Annotated in this window: 19 protein-coding genes; 13 read left to right on the top strand and 6 right to left on the bottom strand. The window is 71.8% G+C overall.

Annotated elements, in window-relative coordinates:
* Nucleotides 1-7 precede the first annotated feature (7 nt).
* The 6 genes from dnaE to B7K25_RS03410 all read left to right on the top strand — a co-directional run bounded on the left by dnaE (nt 8) and on the right by B7K25_RS03410 (nt 7,206).
* Nucleotides 8-3,550, top strand: coding sequence for a DNA polymerase III subunit alpha (dnaE, locus tag B7K25_RS03435; RefSeq protein WP_084104222.1), 3,543 nt, complete (start codon nt 8-10; stop codon nt 3,548-3,550).
* 153 nt (nt 3,551-3,703) lie between these two features.
* Nucleotides 3,704-4,096, top strand: a complete 393-nt coding sequence (locus B7K25_RS03430; RefSeq protein ID WP_084104220.1) for a DUF4260 domain-containing protein — start codon at nt 3,704-3,706, stop codon at nt 4,094-4,096.
* Nucleotides 4,093-4,491 (top strand): VOC family protein, encoded by a 399-nt coding sequence (locus tag B7K25_RS03425; RefSeq protein ID WP_084104218.1) that lies wholly within the window; start codon nt 4,093-4,095, stop codon nt 4,489-4,491. Before B7K25_RS03430 ends, B7K25_RS03425 begins: the two co-directional genes overlap by 4 nt.
* Before the next feature lie 50 nt (nt 4,492-4,541).
* Nucleotides 4,542-5,429 carry an NAD(P)H-binding protein gene (locus B7K25_RS03420; protein WP_084104216.1) on the top strand — a complete coding sequence of 296 codons (888 nt, stop codon included), beginning with the start codon at nt 4,542-4,544 and terminating at the stop codon, nt 5,427-5,429.
* A gap of 9 nt (nt 5,430-5,438) precedes the next feature.
* The gene (gene hisD, locus B7K25_RS03415; RefSeq protein WP_084104214.1) at nt 5,439-6,752 is read left to right on the top strand and encodes a histidinol dehydrogenase; all 1,314 of its coding nucleotides are present in this window, start codon (nt 5,439-5,441) and stop codon (nt 6,750-6,752) included.
* Nucleotides 6,753-6,762: 10 nt separating this feature from the next.
* Nucleotides 6,763-7,206, top strand: a complete 444-nt coding sequence (locus tag B7K25_RS03410; RefSeq protein WP_084104212.1) for a hypothetical protein — start codon at nt 6,763-6,765, stop codon at nt 7,204-7,206.
* Between the two features lie 16 nt (nt 7,207-7,222).
* Here the strand turns inward: B7K25_RS03410 and B7K25_RS03405 are convergent, their stop codons facing one another.
* Entirely contained in the window at nt 7,223-9,478 is a 2,256-nt protein-coding gene (locus B7K25_RS03405; RefSeq protein WP_084104210.1) for a RecQ family ATP-dependent DNA helicase, read from the bottom strand.
* Nucleotides 9,479-9,592: 114 nt separating this feature from the next.
* Here B7K25_RS03405 and B7K25_RS03400 point away from each other — a divergent pair, with 114 nt between their 5' ends.
* From B7K25_RS03400 to B7K25_RS03380, 5 genes are all read left to right on the top strand, one after another.
* Nucleotides 9,593-10,687: a histidinol-phosphate transaminase gene (locus B7K25_RS03400; RefSeq protein ID WP_084104207.1), complete on the top strand. Its 1,095-nt coding sequence runs from the start codon at nt 9,593-9,595 to the stop codon at nt 10,685-10,687.
* On the top strand, nt 10,684-11,295 hold the full coding sequence (gene hisB, locus B7K25_RS03395) for an imidazoleglycerol-phosphate dehydratase HisB (protein ID WP_084104204.1): 612 nt from the start codon (nt 10,684-10,686) through the stop codon (nt 11,293-11,295). The genes B7K25_RS03400 and hisB overlap by 4 nt, the downstream gene beginning before the upstream one ends.
* Nucleotides 11,292-11,891 carry a hypothetical protein gene (locus B7K25_RS03390; protein ID WP_084104202.1) on the top strand — a complete coding sequence of 200 codons (600 nt, stop codon included), beginning with the start codon at nt 11,292-11,294 and terminating at the stop codon, nt 11,889-11,891. The genes hisB and B7K25_RS03390 overlap by 4 nt, the downstream gene beginning before the upstream one ends.
* A gap of 85 nt (nt 11,892-11,976) precedes the next feature.
* Nucleotides 11,977-12,633: an imidazole glycerol phosphate synthase subunit HisH gene (hisH, locus tag B7K25_RS03385; protein WP_084104200.1), complete on the top strand. Its 657-nt coding sequence runs from the start codon at nt 11,977-11,979 to the stop codon at nt 12,631-12,633.
* A gap of 9 nt (nt 12,634-12,642) precedes the next feature.
* Nucleotides 12,643-13,092 (top strand): hypothetical protein, encoded by a 450-nt coding sequence (locus B7K25_RS03380; protein WP_084104198.1) that lies wholly within the window; start codon nt 12,643-12,645, stop codon nt 13,090-13,092.
* Nucleotides 13,093-13,095: 3 nt separating this feature from the next.
* On the opposite strand, the gene B7K25_RS03375 is transcribed toward B7K25_RS03380, so the two are convergent.
* Together B7K25_RS03375 and B7K25_RS03370 are read right to left on the bottom strand one after the other, a co-directional pair.
* Nucleotides 13,096-13,791 (bottom strand): cation transporter, encoded by a 696-nt coding sequence (locus tag B7K25_RS03375; RefSeq protein ID WP_084104523.1) that lies wholly within the window; start codon nt 13,789-13,791, stop codon nt 13,096-13,098.
* Nucleotides 13,792-13,835: 44 nt separating this feature from the next.
* The gene (locus B7K25_RS03370; RefSeq protein WP_084104196.1) at nt 13,836-14,300 is read right to left on the bottom strand and encodes a metalloregulator ArsR/SmtB family transcription factor; all 465 of its coding nucleotides are present in this window, start codon (nt 14,298-14,300) and stop codon (nt 13,836-13,838) included.
* A gap of 177 nt (nt 14,301-14,477) precedes the next feature.
* On the opposite strand from B7K25_RS03370, the gene priA reads away from it, so the two are divergent.
* Nucleotides 14,478-15,215, top strand: a complete 738-nt coding sequence (gene priA / locus B7K25_RS03365; protein ID WP_084104194.1) for a bifunctional 1-(5-phosphoribosyl)-5-((5-phosphoribosylamino)methylideneamino)imidazole-4-carboxamide isomerase/phosphoribosylanthranilate isomerase PriA — start codon at nt 14,478-14,480, stop codon at nt 15,213-15,215.
* A 169-nt stretch (nt 15,216-15,384) separates the two neighbouring features.
* The gene (locus B7K25_RS03360) at nt 15,385-16,113 is read left to right on the top strand and encodes an SseB family protein (protein ID WP_084104192.1); all 729 of its coding nucleotides are present in this window, start codon (nt 15,385-15,387) and stop codon (nt 16,111-16,113) included.
* Nucleotides 16,114-16,152: 39 nt separating this feature from the next.
* Here the strand turns inward: B7K25_RS03360 and B7K25_RS03355 are convergent, their stop codons facing one another.
* Genes B7K25_RS03355 through B7K25_RS03345 form a run of 3 tightly spaced genes read right to left on the bottom strand, consistent with a single transcriptional unit; the run spans nt 16,153 to nt 18,305 of the window.
* Nucleotides 16,153-16,887, bottom strand: coding sequence for a serine protease (locus B7K25_RS03355; protein WP_234988056.1), 735 nt, complete (start codon nt 16,885-16,887; stop codon nt 16,153-16,155).
* Complete coding sequence (locus B7K25_RS03350) at nt 16,884-17,933, bottom strand: hypothetical protein (protein WP_084104190.1); 1,050 nt, start codon at nt 17,931-17,933, stop codon at nt 16,884-16,886. Before B7K25_RS03350 ends, B7K25_RS03355 begins: the two co-directional genes overlap by 4 nt.
* Nucleotides 17,934-18,305, bottom strand: coding sequence for a DUF1844 domain-containing protein (locus B7K25_RS03345; protein WP_084104188.1), 372 nt, complete (start codon nt 18,303-18,305; stop codon nt 17,934-17,936). It abuts the gene before it with no gap.
* Between the last annotated feature and the right edge of the window lie 197 nt (nt 18,306-18,502).

Genomic DNA, 18,502 nt, shown 5'->3' with positions numbered 1-18,502 from the left:
GGGTGCCATGCCCGGCAGTGATTTCGTCCACCTTCATGTGCACACCGAGTACTCCATGCTGGACGGTGCCGCGCGACTGGACGACCTGTTCACGCACGCGAAGGAGCTGGGCCAGACCGCGCTCGCGACCACGGACCACGGCTACATCTTCGGCGCCTACGACTTCTGGGCGAAGGGCCAGGCACATGGCGTGAAGCCCATCGTCGGCGTCGAGGCGTACCTCACGCCGGGCACCGCTCGCCAGGACAAGACGCGAGTCCGCTGGGGCGAGCGCGGCCAGGAGGGCGACGACGTCTCGGCGGGCGGCGCCTACACCCACATGACGATGTGGGCCTCGACCACGGCGGGCATGCACAACCTGTTCCGCATGTCCTCGTACGCGTCGCTCGAGGGTCACTTCCACAAGCCGCGCATGGACCGCGACCTCCTGCAGCGCTACTCCAAGGGCATCATCGCGACCACCGGCTGTCCCTCGGGTGAGGTGCAGACCCGCCTGCGCCTGGGTCAGTACGACGAGGCGCTCAAGGCCGCCGGCGAGTTTCAGGACATCTTCGGCGCGGAGAACTTCTACGTCGAGCTCATGGACCACGGTCTCGACCTCGAGAAGCGCGTGCGCGAGGACCTCCTGCGCCTCGCCCACCAGATCGGCGCGCCGCTGGTCGCGACCAACGACTCGCACTACGTGCGCAAGGACGACTCGGTGGCCCACGAGGCGCTGCTGTGCGTCCAGTCGGGGTCCAACCTCAACGAGCCCACCTACGAGCAGGGCGGCAAGCGCTTCGCGTTCAACGGCGATGGGTACTACCTCAAGTCCGCCGAGGAGATGCGGCACCTATGGCGCGAGCTGCCCGAGGCGTGCGACTCCACGCTCGAGATCGCGGAGAAGTGCGAGGTCGAGTTCGACACCAAGGCCGACTACATGCCGGTCTACGACGTGCCTCCAGGCGAGGACGAGCACTCCTGGTTCGTGAAGGAGGTCCAGAAGGGCCTGCACGAGCGGTTCGGCGAGACGATCCCGGCCGAGGTCCAGGAGCGCGCGAACTTCGAGATCGAGGTCATCGCGGGCAAGGGCTACCCGGGATACTTCCTCGTCGTCGCCGACTTCATCCAGTGGGCCAAGGACAACGGCATCCGCGTGGGCCCCGGCCGTGGCTCGGGCGCCGGCTCGATGGCCGCGTACGCGATGAAGATCACGGACATCGACCCGATCGTCCACCAGCTGTACTTCGAGCGCTTCCTCAACCCGGAGCGCGAGTCCAAGCCCGACTTCGACATCGACTTCGACGAGCGCAGGCGCGGCGAGGTGATCCGCTACGTCTCGGACAAGTACGGCGAGGAGAAGGTCGCGATGATCGCGACCTACGGCACCATCAAGGCCAAACAGGCGCTCAAGGACGCGGCCCGCGTGCTGGGCAAGCCGTTCGCCGTGGGGGAGCAGCTCACCAAGGCGTACCCCGAGGCGATCATGGGCAAGGACATGCCCTTGGCCGGCATCACCGACTCCACCCACGCCCGCCACCACGAGGGCGGCGACTTCCGCGCCCTGCTCGAAGCCGATCCCGAGGCGCAGCAGGTGTTCGAGCTCGCCCAGGGCCTCGAGGGGCTGAAGCGCCAGTGGGGCGTCCACGCCGCCGGCGTCATCATGTCGAGCCACCCGCTCATCGACATCATCCCGATCATGCGCCGCGAGCAGGACGGCGCGGTCATCACCCAGTTCGACTACCCCACGGCCGAGGGCCTGGGGCTGGTCAAGATGGACTTCCTGGGTCTGAGGAACCTCACGATCCTCGACGATGCGCTCGACAACATCGTCGACAACGGCAAGGACCCGCTGGTCCTCGAGGACCTCGAGCTGGCCGACGAGGAGACGTTCAACCTGCTGGGCCGCGGCGACACCCTGGGCGTGTTCCAGCTGGACGGCACGGCGATGCGCTCCCTGCTGCGCCAGATGAAGCCCGACAGCTTCGAGGACATCTCCGCGGTGCTCGCGCTGTACCGGCCCGGCCCGATGGGCATGAACTCCCACACCAACTACGCGGAGCGCAAGAACGGCCGCCAGCCGATCGAGCCCATCCACCCCGAGCTCGACGAGCCGCTGCGCGAGGTGCTGGGGATCACCTACGGCCTCATCGTGTACCAGGAGCAGGTGCAGCGCATCGCGCAGATCGTCGCCGGCTACACGCTGGGAGCGGCAGACCTGCTGCGTCGCGCGATGGGCAAGAAGAAGAAGGAGATCCTCGACAAGGAGTTCGAGCCCTTCGAGGCCGGCATGAAGGCCAACGGCTACTCCGACGCGGCCATCAAGGCGCTGTGGGACACCCTGCTGCCGTTCGCCGACTACGCGTTCAACAAGGCGCACACCGCCGCATACGGTGTGCTGTCGTTCTGGACCGCCTACCTCAAGGCGCACTACCCGACCGAGTACATGGCGGCGCTACTCACGTCGGTCGGCACCGACAAGGACAAGTCGGCGCTGTACCTCGCCGAGTGCCGCCGCATGGGCATCACCGTGCTGCCGCCGGACGTCAACGAGTCGAAGGACCTGTTCTCGGCCGTCGGCACCGACATCCGCTTCGGCATGACCGCCGTGCGCAACGTGGGCTCCAACGTGGTCGAGGCGATCATCCAGACGCGCCAGGAGAAGGGCAACTTCACGTCCTTCCAGGACTTCCTCGACAAGGTGCCCGCGACGGTGTGCAACAAGCGCACCATCGACTCGCTCATCAAGGCCGGCGCCTTCGACTCGCTGGGACACACCCGCCGCGCGCTCAACGCGGTGCATGAGCAGGCCATCGACTCCGTCGTGGGCGTCAAGCGCCAGGAGGCCACGGGCCAGTTCGACCTGTTCGGAGGCGACGCGGACCTCGGCGGCGGCGTCACCGTCAACGTGCCGCACCTCGAGGAGTGGGACAAGAAGACCAAGCTCAACCTCGAGCGCGACATGCTCGGCCTGTACGTGTCCGACCACCCGCTGTCGGGACTGGACCACGTGATCCGTTCGGAGGCGTCGCACCAGATCCTGTCCGCGACGCCGGCCGGCGGCGTGAGCGACGGCGCCCAGGTGTCGTTCGCGGGCCTCGTGACGCGCGTCGACCGCCGCGTCGCGAAGTCCGGCAACGCCTACGCGATCGTGACGCTCGAGGACCTGTCGGGCGAGACGGAGATCTCGTTCTTCGGACGCACCTACGAGACCTACGCGCGGGACCTCGCTGACGATGCGGTGCTCACCATCAAGGTGCGTGCGCGCGAGCGTGGCGACGGCGGGCTGCAGTTCTCCGCGGTCGAGCTGCGCGTGCCCAACCTCAACGTGGTTGACACCTCACCGGTGGCCATCACGCTCCCGGCCGCGCGAGTGAACCCGCCGATGGTCGAGGAGATCAAGGGCATCCTGCGCTCGCATCCCGGCTCGGTCGAGGTGCGCATGGTGCTCACGGGCTCCGGCGAGCCGATCACCATGAGGCTGGGCGACGAGTTCCGCGTGGCCCGCTCAAGCGCGCTCTACGGAGACCTCAAGGCCGCGTTCGGCCCGAGCTGCCTCGCGGGCGCGTAGCGAGCCCGAAGCTCAGCGAGGCCACTGCTCTCGTCCTTTGCGTCCAGGTGGTGCGTGGCTGTCGGTTTCCGCGGGCGCGTGTGCGGTGATGGTGCCTGAGCGTCGCGACGCCCCCCCGAGCGCCCGCCGCACCAGCCCCGTAGCCTGGGCGGCATGAGCACCACGACGTGGCAGCGGGTCGAGAACGCCGTCATCGCGATCGCCGTGATCGTCGCGACGGTGACCCTCGACTACGCGTGGTGGTGGCTGCTCGTGCTGTTCCTCGCATTCGACCTGTCGGCGCTCGGCTACGTCGCGGGCACCCGCGCAGGCGCGTTCTTCTACAACCTCGTGCACTCGTACTGGGGCCCCGCGGTCCTGGGGGTGGTCGCGCTGACGGCCGATGCGCGCTGGGCCGGCCTCGTCGCCCTCGCCTGGGCGTTCCACGTCGCCGTAGACCGCGCGCTCGGCTATGGGCTCAAGCACGGCGACAGCTTCGAGCACACCCACCTAGGGTGGATCGGCAAGGCCCGCGCGAACAGGGCACAGACGGAGGGCACGGCATGACCGGCGCGCCCGTGATCGCCTTCGTGCCCGCGCACGACTCGGAGCGGGCGCGGGACTTCTACGTCGACGTCATCGGCCTGCGGTTCGTGCGCGACGACGGTTTCGCGATGGTGTGCGAGTCGGGCGGCACGATGGTGCGCATCGTCGACGCCGCGGACTTCACGCCCCAGCCGTTCACCGTGCTCGGATGGGAGGTCGCTGACATCCACGCCGAGGTCGCGCGCCTCACCGGCGCGGGCGTGACGTTCGAGGACTTCGCGCTCGCGGAGGATGGCGTGGTCTGGAACGCCCCGGGAGGCGACGCGATCGCCTGGTTCCGTGACTCCGAGGGCAACCTGCTGTCGATCTCGCAGCACGCCTTCCCCGTGTCCAACCCCGCGCCACCGCGGGAATAGCCCGACCACGCGCCGAGGTTCTCCCTGGCAGACGAACAAGGGAGCGAGCCGTGTCCATCGCCGTGACCGCCGCCTCGGGCAACCTGGGCCCGCTCGTGGTCGATGCCCTGCTCGAACGCGGCGTGCGGCCCGGGCAGATCGTCGCCGTGGTGCGCGATCCCGCGAAGGTCGACCACATGGCCGCGCAGGGCGTCTCGATTCGCCAGGGCAACTACGACAACCCGCCGAGCCTCGCCGCCGCCTTCGAGGGCGTGCAGAAGGTGCTCGTGATCTCCGGGTCCGAGATCGGCCGGCGGGTCCAGCAGCACGCGAACGCGATTCACGCCGCGGCCGCCGCCGGCGCCGAGCTCATCGCCTACACCTCGGTGCTGAGGGCGGGCGATGCGACGGAGAACCCGGTGCTCCCCGAGCACGTGGGCACCGAGCGCGTGCTCGAGGAGTCCGGCGCGCCCTTCGTCGTTCTGCGCAACGGCTTCTACACCGAGAACTACGTCGACCAGGTTCGCCAGGCGATGCGCTCCGGCGAGCTGCTGACGAGCGCGGGCGAGGGACGCACCGCATCCGCGACCCGCGCCGACTTCGCCGCAGCGGCCGCCACGGTCCTCACCACCCCGGGCCACGCGGGGCAGCGGTACGAGCTCGCAGGCGACGCCGGGTGGACGATGCGCGAGCTGGCTGAGACGGCCGGTCGCCTGGGCGGTCGTCAGGTGGTGTTGCGCCAGCTCGACGAGTCGGCTCACCTGGAGGCGCTGCTGGGCGCCGGCACCCCGGAGCCGATCGCGGAGTTCGCGGTCGCGCTCGACCGTGCGGTGCGCGACGGCGAGCTGGACGTGCTGGGCGCGGATCTCGCCGAGCTCGCGGGGCGTCCCACCACTGCGCTCGAGGACGGTCTGCGCGCGGCGCTCGCCAGACCCAGTCCGAGCCGCGGCCCCGACTAGGCTGATCCCGTGCTGAGCCGAATCGACCTGCGTGACCGCGACCTGACCGCCCGCGAGCTGCTCTCCGTCGTGCCCCGGGCAGACGTCGACGTCGCCGATGCGCTCACGACGGTCCAGCCGATCCTGGCCGACGTCCGCGCGAGGGGAGCCGAGGCCCTGCGCGAGTACGGCGAGCGCTTCGACGGCGTCACGCCGGAGCACCTGCGGGTGCCCGCGGACCGCATCGAGGCCGCGCTCGCGACCCAGGACGAGGCCGTGCTCGACGCGCTGCGCGAGTCGATCACCCGCGTGCGTGCGTTCCACGAGGCGACCGTCCCGCCGCCCGTGTCGGTCGAGGTCGCGCCGGGCGCGACCGTGAGCCAGCGGTGGATCCCCGTGGGGCGCGTGGGCCTGTACGTCCCCGGCGGCCTCGCCGTCTACCCGAGCTCGGTCGTCATGAACGTGGTCACCGCTCAGGCGGCAGGCGTCGAGTCGATCGCGGTGGCCACGCCGCCGCAGCGCGCCTTCGGCGGCGCGCCCCACCCGACCATCCTGGCGGCATGCGCGCTGCTGGGCATCGACGAGGTCTACGCCGTCGGCGGCGCCCAGGCCATCGGCATGCTCGCCTACGGCGCCGAGGACCTGTGTGAGCCCGTCGACGTCATCACCGGTCCGGGCAATGTCTACGTGGCAGCCGCCAAGCGCGCCGTGAACGGCGTGGTCGGCATCGACGCGGAGGCCGGGCCCACGGAGATCGCGATCATCGCTGACGACACCGCGGACGCTGACTTCGTGGCGGCGGACCTGCTGAGCCAGGCCGAGCACGACCCCATGGCCGGCTCGGTCCTCATCACCGACGACGAGGAGCTGGCCGAGCGCGTCGAGGAGGCGCTGCTGCGGCGGGCGGACGAGACCAAGCACCTGGCGCGCACCAAGGAGGCTCTGACGGGCCGCCAGAGCGCCGTCATCCTCACGGGCAGCATCGACCAGTCGATCCAGGTCGCCGACGCCTACGGGGCGGAGCACCTCGAGATCCACACCCGCGACGCCGCCGCCGTCGCCGAGCGCATCACGAGCGCGGGAGCGATCTTCGTGGGCCCGCACACTCCCGTCCCGCTCGGCGACTACCTCGCGGGCTCCAACCACGTGCTGCCCACGGGCGGCACCGCGCGCTTCGCGAGCGGCTTGGGCGTCACGAGCTTCCTCAAGGCGGTCGCGACGATCCACTACAGCGCCGATGCGCTCGCCCAGGTGGGAGACAAGGTCGTCGCCCTGGCGAACGCCGAGGACCTCCCGGCCCACGGCGAGGCCATCCAAGCCCGTCTCGACCGGCAACAGCGGTAGGGACGGACCCATGCGCTCAGCACACGTCGCGGCCGCGGTCGCCGGCGTGTGTGCCGCGCTCGCCGGGTGTCAGGGCACGGGCGACGAGGACGCCCAGGGCGGCTTCGGCGTGCCGATCCAGCCCTCGGCCGACGCCGTCGCGGGAGACCGCCAGCAGATCTCGGGCACGGTGACGGTGCGCGCCAACGGGTGCGTCGACTTGGCCGTCGAGGGCGAGGCCGACAGTCGGTGGGTCGTCTGGCCGCCGGAGACGCCGGCGGCCGACGGCGGCGCGATGCCCGAGCTCGACGGCGTCGCGGTCGCCGACGGCGACACCGTGGTCGGCACCGGCGCGCTGGTGGATGCCGAGGCGCTTCCCGATTGGGAGCGGGACGGTTACTTCACGGCCTTCGGCGGCTTCTGTGAGGCTCAGGAGCGCGGCGTGGTGGTGCTCGACGACGCGCACCTCGGGTAGCGCAGGACGGTACCCGTCACCGCACCCCGAGCACGAACGGCATGACCGCGCTCGCCCCAGCGCGCCGCAGAAGCCGTGCGGCGACCGTGAGCGTCCAGCCCGAGTCGATCGAGTCGTCGACGAGCAGCACGGTGCGCCCGGAGACGCCAGCTGTCGCGTCGGACTCGAGGTCGAGCCTGCGCGTCACCCCTGCGAGGCGCTGCGCGGAGTTCACGTCGTGGCGCATCGGCTCCTCGAGACCGGGCCGGGGTCCGGCCCAGCCCAGGAACGGCACGCCGAGGTAGCGGGCGAGACCGGGCCCGAGGTGCCCTGCGAGCAGCGGACGGGTGACCGACCGGACCGCCACCACGCCCTCGACCACCGTCGTCCTCGCGCCGCCGGGTCCCGGACGCCAGAGGTCCGGCCAGTCCTCGAGCGCGCGCACGGCCGCGCCCCGCAGCGGCACGGGGGTCTCGCCGTCGACCACACCGCCCTCCGGCGTGCGCGTCTCGAACAGCTCGCGGAGCGCGACGGACCAGCCGAGCCCATCCAGCCGTGCGACGGCGCGGCCGGTCGCGGCCTGCTCGTCCGCCGGAATGCGGCCGCGTAGGTCGAGCCCAAGCGCATCGAGGCCGCTCGGCCACTGCCGCCGGGCCACGAGCTCCACGCCTACGCGGTCGAGCCCGTCGCGCACGGCCTCGACGTCCGACGTCGACGGCGCGTCGGGCAGCGTCACGCCGCCGCAGACGTCACAGCGGCCGCACGCCCAGCCGTCCTCCAGCTCGGGATCGTCGAGCACGCCGCGCAGGAAGGCCATGCGACACGTGTCGAGGCGCTCGTACTCGAGCATCGTGTCCTGCTCGGCGGTGCGCGCGGCGGCGACGCGGGCGTACCGCTCCGCGTCGTACTCCCACGGCTCGCCGGTGGCGATCCACCCGCCCTGGACGCGGCGGACGGCTCCGTCGACGTCGAGCACCTTGAGCATCGACTCAAGCCTGCCTCGGCGCAGCTCGACTTGCGTCTCGAGCGCCGCGACGGAGGTGGGCGACGCCGTGCCGAGCGCCGCGAGGGCGGCGCGCACCTGGTCCTCGGGAGGGAAGGCCTGCGAGCCGAACCACTCCCAGATTGCGCGGTCCTCGGAGCCGGGCAGCAGCACCACGGTCGCGCGGGAGACGCCGCGGCCCGCGCGGCCCACCTGCTGGTAGTAGGCGATGGGGGAGGACGGCGCGCCCACGTGGATGACGAAGGCGAGGTCGGGCTTGTCGAAGCCCATGCCGAGCGCCGACGTCGCGACCAGCGCCTTCACGCGGTTGGACTTGAGGTCGTCCTCGAGCTGCTCGCGCTCGGCGGGGTCGGTGCGGCCCGTGTAGGCGCCCACCTCGAGCCCGGCGTCGCGCAGCTGCGACGCCACCTCCTCCGCTGCCGAGACCGTGAGGCAGTAGACGATGCCCGACCCGTCCATCGACCGGAGCGCCTGCGCGAGCCACGCCACCCGCGTCGCCGGGTCGGGCAGCTGCTGCACGGCCAGGTGCAAGGACTCTCGGTCGAGCGCCCCGCGCAGCACGAGCACGTCCTCGCGGGCCGTGAGATCTGCGCCGCGCACGCCCAGCTGCTCCGCCACGTCCGCGGTGACGCGCGAGTTCGCGGTCGCGGTGGTCGCGAGCACGGGGATCCCGTCGGGAAGCTCCGCGAGCAGCGTCCGAATGCGTCGGTAGTCGGGCCGGAAGTCGTGCCCCCAGTCGGAGATGCAGTGCGCCTCGTCGATGACGACCAGGCCGGCGTCGCGCGCGAGCCGCGGGAGCACCTCGTCGCGGAACTGCGGGTTGTTGAGCCGCTCCGGCGAGCACAGCAGGACATCGATCTCACCAGCCGCGATCGCGGCGTGGACCTGGTCCCACTCCGTGACGTTCGCGGAGTTCACCGTCGCCGCGCGGATCCCGGCGCGCGAGGCGGCGGCGATCTGGTCGCGCATGAGCGCCAGCAGGGGAGAGACGATGATCGTGGGACCCGCGCCGCGCGCCCGCAGCAGCGTGGTCGCCACGAAGTACACCGCGGACTTTCCCCACCCGGTCCGCTGCACCACCAGAGCGCGCGCGTGCCGCGCCACGAGCGCCTCGATCGCGCGCCACTGGTCCTCGCGCAGCGACACGTCCTCGCGCCCCACGAGCGCGCGCAGTGCCGCCTCACCCTCGACTCGGAGTGCGTCGGCGGTAGGCCCCTCGGCATCGGGCAGGGCCGATGCGCTCGTGGGCTCAATCGTGGAGGTGTCGGTCGGTGCGGGGTCGCCAGCCATGCCACCACCGTAGGTGCCGCCACCGACATCCCCGCCCGCGCATCGGCGCTCCGGCGAGACCGGCGCATCGGGGCCGACTCTGACGACCACAGCCCCGCCACTAGACTCCCTGCCATGACCCTGCCCCTGCGCCCCGAGCTGGCCGGTTTGGAGCCCTATGGTGCCCCCCAGCTGGACGTGACCGCGCGTCTCAACGTGAACGAGAACCCGTACGCGCCGCCGCCGTCCGTCGTGGACGCCATCGCGAATGCCGTGCGCAAGGCCGCCGAGGGTCTCAACCGGTACCCGGACCGCGACTTCACGGCGCTGCGCGCGGACCTCGCCCACTACCTGTCGGTGGAGAGCCGCGTCGACTTCGTCGAGGTGCGCAACATCTGGGCCGCGAACGGCTCGAACGAGGTCATGCTGCACCTGCACCAGGCGTTCGGCGGCCCGGGCCGCACGGTGCTGAGCTTCGCGCCCACGTACTCGATGTACCCCGAGTACGCGCGCGACACCATCACCGAGTTCGTGACGCTGCCGCGGCGCGAGGACTTCACGCTCGACATCGAGGCCGCGCAGGCGGCGATCCGCGAGATCCGGCCCAGCATGGTGATCGTCGCGAGCCCCAACAACCCGACGGGCACGGCGCTGAGCCTCGACGACGTGCGTGCACTGATCGCCGCGGCCGACGAGATCGAGGACGGCTGCGTGGTCGTCATCGACGAGGCCTACGCGGAGTTCCGCCGCAACGGCGTGCCGAGCGCGGCGACCATCATCCCGCGGCACAAGAACCTCGCGGTGAGCCGCACCATGTCGAAGGCGTTCGCCCTGGCAGGCGGCCGCCTGGGTTACCTCATCGCGCACGAGGAGCTCGTGGACGCGCTGCGCGTGGTGCGCCTGCCGTACCACCTGAGCGCCGTGACGCAGGCGACCGCACGCGCGGCGCTCGCGCACCACCGCGAGCTGCAGGCGCAGGTCGACGAGATCCGCGCCGAGCGCGACGAGACCGTCGCGTGGCTGCGCGATCAGGGCTACACGGTCGCGGACACGGACGCGAACTTCGCGCTGTTCGGGCCGTTCGAGGACCGTGAGACAGTGTTTCAGGGGCTGCTGGCGCACGGAGTGCTCATCCGTGTGACGGGGCCCGAGGGATGGCTGCGGGTGTCGATCGGCACGCCGCAGGAGATGGCGCTGTTCCGCAGCGCGCTACTGGAGGTCACTGCATGAGCGAGGCAGCAGCCCGCACCGGCCGCATCGAGCGCAAGACCAGCGAGTCCGAGGTCCTGGTCGAGCTCGACCTCGACGGCTCCGGCGTCACCGAGATCAGCACGGGCGTGCCGTTCTACGACCACATGCTCACCGCGCTCGGCAAGCACTCGCTCATGGACCTCACGGTGAAGGCGACCGGCGACGTCCACATCGACTCGCACCACACGGTCGAGGACGTCGCGATTTGCATCGGCGAGGCGCTCAAGATCGCCCTGGGCGACAAGGCCGGCATCTCGCGGTTCGGCGACGCCCTGGTGCCGCTCGACGAGGCGCTCGCGCAGTGCGTGGTCGACGTGTCGGGCCGCCCGTACTTCGTGCACGTCGGCGAGCCCGTGGGCCAGGCGACGCACCTCATCGGCGGCAACTTCGCTGGCTCGCTCACGGGCCACGCCCTCGAGTCCATCGCGCACCACGCGGGCATCTGCGTGCACATGCGCGTGCTCGCGGGACGCGACCCCCACCACATCGTCGAGGCGCAGTTCAAGGCCCTCGCGCGTGCCCTCCGGTTCGCGGTGACGGCCGATGCGCGGGTCAAGGGCATCCCGTCCACGAAGGGCGCGCTGTGACGGACGAGCAGGGTCGGTCCGACGACGGTTTCGACGTCCCTGACGACCTGTCGAGCCTCGCGGACGCGAAGCCGATGGGGGAGACCGGCAAGCACATCGACAACGACACCGTCGCGCTGTTCACGCCCATCCAGAACGGCCGCGTCCTCGCTGCCGTGTGCTCGCTCAACGGCGTCAAGGGTCAGACCATCGAGACCTCGGCCGGAGCCTTCGCCGTGCTCGATGACACGAGCCCGGGCGCCGTCGACGCCGCCGGCCAGGTGGTGAGCGCGTTCGTCAAGACGCAGCCCATCCTCGCGATGGAGCGCCGCAAGGGTCAGATCACCATCACCCGCTGGCTCGGTGGCCAGAAGGGCGACACGGTGCCCCCGGGCCTCGCCCTCGACCAGGCTCCGGGCGTGATCCACACCCTCATGGCCGGCACCCAAACCATCGAGGAGCTCTCCAAGACGCACCCGGGCAAGACCTTCGAGGCGCGCATGGGCCGCTTCGAGGCGTTCAAGGAGCTGCGTCGCGCGTCCAAGGCCGCGAAGAAGCAGTACCAGGCGCAGCAGGAGAACAAGCGCAACTCCAACCCGGACCCGAGCGGGGAGTAGGCGGCGCGCGGGCGCGACCCGGCGCGCGCATCGGCGCTGCTCAGGCGACGCGAGGGGCGCTGCCGCCCGCCGATAGACTGAACCGGTGACCTCCCCCCTCGTCTGCGTCCTCGACTACGGCTTCGGCAACGTCCGCTCGGCGGTGCGCGCGGTGGAGCACGTGGGGGCCCGCGTGGTCCTCACCGACGACCGCGTGATCGCGGAGAACGCGGACGGTCTGATCGTCCCCGGCGTCGGCGCGTTCGAGGCCGTCATGACGGGCCTCAAGGGCGTGCGCGGCGAGCAGATCATCGGCCGGCGCCTGTCCGGAGGCCGCCCCGTGCTCGGCATCTGCGTGGGCATGCAGGTGATGTTCGAGCGCGGCGTCGAGCACGGCGTCGAGACGGAGGGCCTCGACCAGTGGCCCGGCGTCGTCGAGAAGCTGCAGGCGCCCGTCGTGCCCAACATGGGCTGGGCACAGGTGGATGTTCCCGAGGGGTCGAGCCTCTTCGAAGGCATCGCCGACGAGCGCTTCTACTTTGTCCACTCCTACGGCGCGCGCGAGTTCCCGCTCGGCACCACCGAGGACACCGGCCGCTTCCGCGCGCCGCTCGTCACGTGGTCGGAGGCCGGCACGGCCGATGCGCCCGACAGGTTCGTCGCCGCCGTCGAGAACGGCCCGCTCGCCGCGACGCAGTTCCACCCCGAGAAGTCGGGCGAGGCCGGGCTGCAGCTGCTGCGCAACTGGGTCGCGACGCTCTAGCGAGTCGCCATGCGCATCGTCCTGGAGCCCCACGAGGTCGCCACTGCGCTGCGCACCCAGGTCCGCGAGGTCACCGCCGCGCGCACCACCCGCGACGGCACCCTCGAGATCGACGTCACCCTCAAGGTGGGCCCGATGCACGTGGCCGGCACGGCGGCCGTCCGCGATGTCACGGTCGAGGGCGGTCAGCTCCGCGCCGTCGCCGACGTGCACGCCGGACGCCTGCGCGCGCCCGGCTTCGCGTTGCGGGTCGCGCTCGCGCGGCTGTGGCGCCCCGAGCGCACGAGCCTGCCTCCCGGCGCCGTCGACATCTCGGTGAGCGGCTCCACCATGCTCGTCGCGGTCGACGTCCGCGCGCTCGCGGACGTGCTCGCGCGCGACATGGGGACGCGGATCGTCGTCGACCGCGTCGAGATCGCGGGTGATGTCACGATCGTCGCGACGCTCGCGCCCGCCTAGCCGTCAGTCGCAGCAGCCGTCGTCGCAGCCCGCGTCGCACGCGCACGTCTCCGCGTGGCCGTGCAGCAGCGCTCCCGACGTCGCGCAGCACCCGTCGCCGCGCCAGGCCTCGAGCCCCTCCCGCACGGCGAAGCCCGCGATCACCGCGGCGGCGGCCGGGTCCGCCCACCACCAGCCGAGCCACGCGTTGAGCACCAGGCCCAGGAGCAGCGCCACCGAAAGGTAGGCGCAGATGAGCGTCTGGCGCGAGTCCGCGACCGCCGTCGGGGAGCCGAGCTCGCGCCCCGCGCGGCGCTCGAGGTAGGACACCGTGGGCATGATCGCGACGGACAGCGACGCGAGCACGATGCCCACGGGGGAGGCCTCGGGCTGCGCGCCCGTCAGCACCGCCCGGGTGGCCTCGACCAGCACGATGGCGGCGAGCGCGAAGAACGACACCGCGATGAGGCGCATCGCGAGCCGCTCGCGTCGGCGCGGGTCCGTGGCCGTGAACTGCCACGCCACGATTGCCGCGGAGGTGACCTCCACCACGGAGTCGAGCCCGAAGCCCAGCAGCGCGGTCGACGAGGCAGCAGCGCCGGCGGCCAGCGCGACCACGGCCTCGACCAGGTTGTACGCGATGGTGAGCGACACGATGATCCGGATGCGGCGAGTCAGCAGCGCGCGCCGCTCCGGCGTCAGGCGCGGGCCGGACGGCATGCCTCGGCCGGACCGGATGTGCTGGGCGTGAGCGTGCGTGGTCATCAGCAGGTGCACTCCTCGCCGTCGCAGCAGGTGGGGTCGAGCGTGAAGGTCACCGCGAGCAGCGCGTCGAGCGGCGTCGCGATGGACGCGTCGGCGAGCGAGTAGTGGGCGTGGCGGCCGCGCTTCTCGGCGCGCACGAGGCCGCAGCCGCGCAGGCAGGTGAGGTGGTTCGACATCGACTGACGGCTCACGTCGAGCTCGGCGGCCAGGTCTGCCGGGCAGTGGCTGCCGTGGCGCAGCGCGAGCAGGATCGCGGCGCGCGTGGGGTCGGACAGCGCGTGGCCCACGTGCGCCACCGCGCGGGTGTGCTCGGGATGCGCGCACTGGACGTGGTCGCGCGGCTCGGCCGTCAGGTCTGCGGGCGCCGGGGACGCCGGGGCGGCGCCCGGCAGCGCCTCCTGCAGCGCCGATGCGCGGGCGGGGGCGCGCTGGACCGTGACAGGGGAGGGCGGGGTCGAGGTCATGCTTTCCACGTTAATACATTGAACGCTGTACTGTCACGGTCGGGCTCGTCGCCGCAGCGCACCGCGCGCGGTAGCCTGGTGCCCGCCTCGCCAGGTGAGGCAGCCCGCGGACCCAGCCCGCGCATCGGCGCTGCGAACCCCGCACCTCCCGCCTGGCCACGACACGAAAGCGAGACCATGACCGACTCCCCGCGCCTCGAGCTCCTTCCCGCCGTCGACGTCGCCGATGGCCAGGCCGTCCGCCTCACGCAGGGCGAGGCCGGCTCGGAGACCGGCTACGGCGACCCGCTGTCCGCGGCGCAGGACTGGGTCGACGGCGGCGCGGAGTGGATCCACCTCGTGGACCTCGACGCGGCGTTCGGGCGCGGCGAGAACTCGGCGCTGCTCGAGGCGGTCGTGAAGTCGGTCGACATCAAGGTCGAGATGAGCGGCGGCATCCGCGACGATGAGTCGCTCGAGCGGGCGCTCGCGACCGGCTGCGCGCGCGTCAACATCGGCACCGCCGCCCTCGAGAACCCCGAGTGGACCCGGGCGGCGATCGCCAAGCACGGCGACCGCGTCGCGGTGGGCCTCGACGTGCGCGGCACCACGCTGTCGGGCCGCGGCTGGACCCGCGACGGCGGCGACCTGTGGGACGTGCTGGCGCGCCTCGACGCCGAGGGCTGCGCGCGCTACGTCGTCACCGACGTCAAGAAGGACGGCATGCTGTCGGGCCCCAACCTCGAGCTGCTCGCTCAGGTGTGCGAGGCGACCGACCGCCCCGTGGTCGCGTCGGGCGGCGTGAGCTCGCTCGAGGACATCGCCGCGATCCGCACCCTCGCGGGCGTGGGCGTGGAGGGCGCGATCGTGGGCAAGGCGCTCTACAACGGCAACTTCACGCTGCCGCAGGCGCTCGACGTCGCCGGCCGTCCCTGACCTCGGCCCAAGCGCGGCGGGCCGCTCAATACACAGCGGTGACGGATGTGACCTGAGTGGCCACGGTGACTACCCATGCGCCCCGTGAGCACCATGCGTCCCAAGTGTGTGTTGACGAGTACGCCACACGAGCGTTCCGGCGTCACCCCGAGCACGTAGCATCGGAACCATGAGCGACGGCGAGCCTGCCAAGGAGATTCCCGAGTCGATCTTCGCGGACGACGACGGGAGCGCCGATGCGCACCTCGCCCAGGCGCTGATCCGCCACTCCCACGGGAAGGCACCGCTGGCCGACGTGGTCGACGCGCTCGCCTACGCGCGCGTGCTGATTCCCGTGCTGGCCAGCGGCGAGCGCCGCGTCATGGGCGCGCACGGCGTCGAGAAGGACGAGATCGCGTCGACCGGCGTGGTCGCGGTCCAGATGCCCGACGGCCGCGCCGCGCTGCCCGTGTTCACCGACGTCGACGCGATGAAGGCCTGGAACGACAAGGCCCGACCCATCCCGGCGGAGGGGCCCCGCGCCGCGCTCGCTGCCGTCGCCGAGGGCTGGTCGAGCCTCGTCATCAACCCGGGCATGGAGACGATCCTCGTCCCGCGCCCGGCGGTGTGGGCCATCGGCCAGGGGGAGGCGTGGCGCCCCGCGGTGGTCGACGGCACCGTCGTCGACGAGGTGCGCGAGGCCGTCGCGAACGCCGTCACCACCGACAGCGCTCTCAAGGCCGTCGAGGCCGTCGCGGGCGCCGGCGCGGAGATCTCCATCGTGCTCAGCATCGCGCCGGGGCTGACGCAGCCCGAGCTCGACTCGGTGGTCGAGCGCGTCCAGCGCGAGCTCGCGCACTCGGACGTGGTGGCTCAGCGGGTCGACACCCTCGAGCTCAAGCTCACGACCGCGTCCTAGGCGGCGGGGGATCTCAGAGAGCGGGCCGCAGGCGTCGCGTCAGGACGTCGTGCACTCCAGCGAGTCCGGCACCAGCAGCGACGGCTGCGCGAGCAGCGTGTTGAGCATCGACACCGGGACGATGAAGCTCTGGGTCTCGTTCTTCGCGTAGACGACGCCCACGACCTCGCCCTCGTCGCTGAGCACGGGCGAGCCGGAGGAGCCGGGCTGCACCTGCGCGGTGGTCGCGAGGACCGTGTCCACGGCGCCGCCGTCCTCGACGGGGTCGGGCACCGCGCCGAGCACGACGCCCGACACGGTGGTGAGCTTGCCGCCGCCGGGGTAGCCCACCACGGTGATGACGTCGCCCTCGACGGGGTCCTCGGTCGCGCGCGCCGCGAAGGCGCCGCCCAGGGGCTCGGTGGTGGTGATGATGGCGATGTCCGCGACGGTGGTCGAGGACGCTGCGGTGGCCTCGATGACGCGGCCGTCGTGCGTCGACACCTGGATGTCGCGCGAGTTCTCGATGACGTGACGGTTGGTGACCAGCGTGAACGCGTCGAGCGCGAAGCCGGTGCCGGTCTTGATGAAGCCGCAGCCGATGTTGCGCACGCGCAGCGTCATGCGCTGCGCGGCCGTGAACCCGTCGGGGGAGAGGCCGACGTTCTGGGCGACGGGAGTCGCGGTCGGCTCGGGGACCCAATCCGACGGCATCGGCGCGGGACCGGCCGGCAGCGCCGAGCACCCGGTCAGGGTCAGCGCGGCGGCCGCCGCGAGGGCGAGCGCGCGCCTCACTCGGCGAGCTCCGCGAGCATCCGCTGCTGGTTGCGCTCAGCCGTCGCGCACAGCTCGTTGACGCTGTCCTCGAAGTCCGCGAGCTCGTCGGGGTCGTACTCGTCGGGGGTGTGCAGGTACTCGGTGAGCTGCTGCTGGCCGTCGACGCAACGCTGCAGCGACGTCGCGGTCGAGGTCGCGGTCGTGAGGTGGCCGGTGAGCAGCTCGATCTGCTGGTCGGCGAAGGCCGACTCGTCGATGGCGCTCGCGGACTCGGCGCTCAGCTCGATGACGCGCTGGTTGGACGTCGCGAGCTGCTGGCTCACCAGGTCGATCTCGGACTCGAGCTGCATGGTCGTGGCCTGCTCGGCGGACAGCCGCGAGCCCAGGTCGTAGTTGATCGCGGTCAGCTCGTCGGCGCGCGCCTCCCACGCCTCCGTGGTGTGCCACAGGTGCCAGTTGAGCGCGACGGACACGCCCAGCAGGAGGAACAGCACGATCGAGGCGGCGATCCAGCCCGCGCCTCGGCGCGATCGGCGGCGGTGGTCGTCGCGGTGGCGACGCTCGCCCTCCGCGTAGTTGTAGACGGCCGGCGGCGGGTCGGAGCGGCGGCGCCGATGCGGCACGCCGTCGTCGGTCAGCGGGCCCGCGGTGGCGGCGGCGACCGGGGTGGTCTCGGCCGGCTCGTCCTCGTCGGCCTCGGACGCGTCGGACTCGGTCTCGGCGTCGTACTCGTCGTCGAGGTCCTCGGCGTCCGCGTCGACGCCGTCCTCTCGCAGCGCCGATGCGCTCGTCACCTCGGGCTCGTCCGCGTCAGCGGGGGAGTCGGTGGCCGAGTCGGCGGGCTCAGTCACATCGGCAGACTCGGGCGCGTCGGCCGGGTCTGCCACGTCACTCGCGGGGGCGTCGTCGGCGACGTCGCCGCTCGACTCGGCACGCGCATCGGCGCCGTCGACGCGAGTCTCGTCGGCCTCGGCAGGGGACGTCTCGGTGGACGCGTCGGCCGCGTCCGCATCGGTCGCGCGAGCGTCGGTGCGCTCGTCGGTCGATCCCGTCCCCGTGCTCATCTAGGTGACTGCCCCCGTGTACTTCTCGCCCGGACCTTCGCCCGGGGGATCCGGGAAGACCGAGGCCTCCCGGAACGCCAACTGTACGCTTCGCAACCCGTCACGAAGCGAGCGCGCGTGTGTGTTGCCGAGATCGGGCGCGGAGGCCGTGACGAGCCCGGCGAGCGCGTTGATGAGCGCGCGCGCCTCGTCGAGGTCCTTGTGGTCCTCGCCGTCCTCGGCCAGTCCGCACCTGAGCGCGGCAGCGCTCAAGAGATGAACGCTTACGGTGGTGATAAGTTCCACGGAGCTGACGTCCGCAAGGTCGCGCGCGGCCGCTTCGGAGGCCTCGCGGAACGCCTGCGCGCCCGATTCCGGTGAAGATTCGCTCATTCTGCTATCCTTGATGACTGACCGGCCGGGGATCGCTCTCCGGCGCGCAAGTGGAGTCCACCTCCCACCCTAGGGCCAAACTGATGGGCCAGGGTTCAGGTCTCGGCTCTCGCCGTGCTTCAGGCATGGGGAGGATCCGAAGCCTCGGTGGCCTCTGCTCGCGTTCGGGTAGGGGCCTTTTTCCTTGCCCGTCGGAG

Origin of the sequence: Demequina sp. NBRC 110056 (assembly GCF_002090155.1) — a bacterium.
Taxonomy (GTDB): domain Bacteria; phylum Actinomycetota; class Actinomycetes; order Actinomycetales; family Demequinaceae; genus Demequina.
The sequence above is the reverse complement of the archived record's forward strand: the minus strand, read 5'-3'. Positions and strand labels throughout refer to the sequence as shown.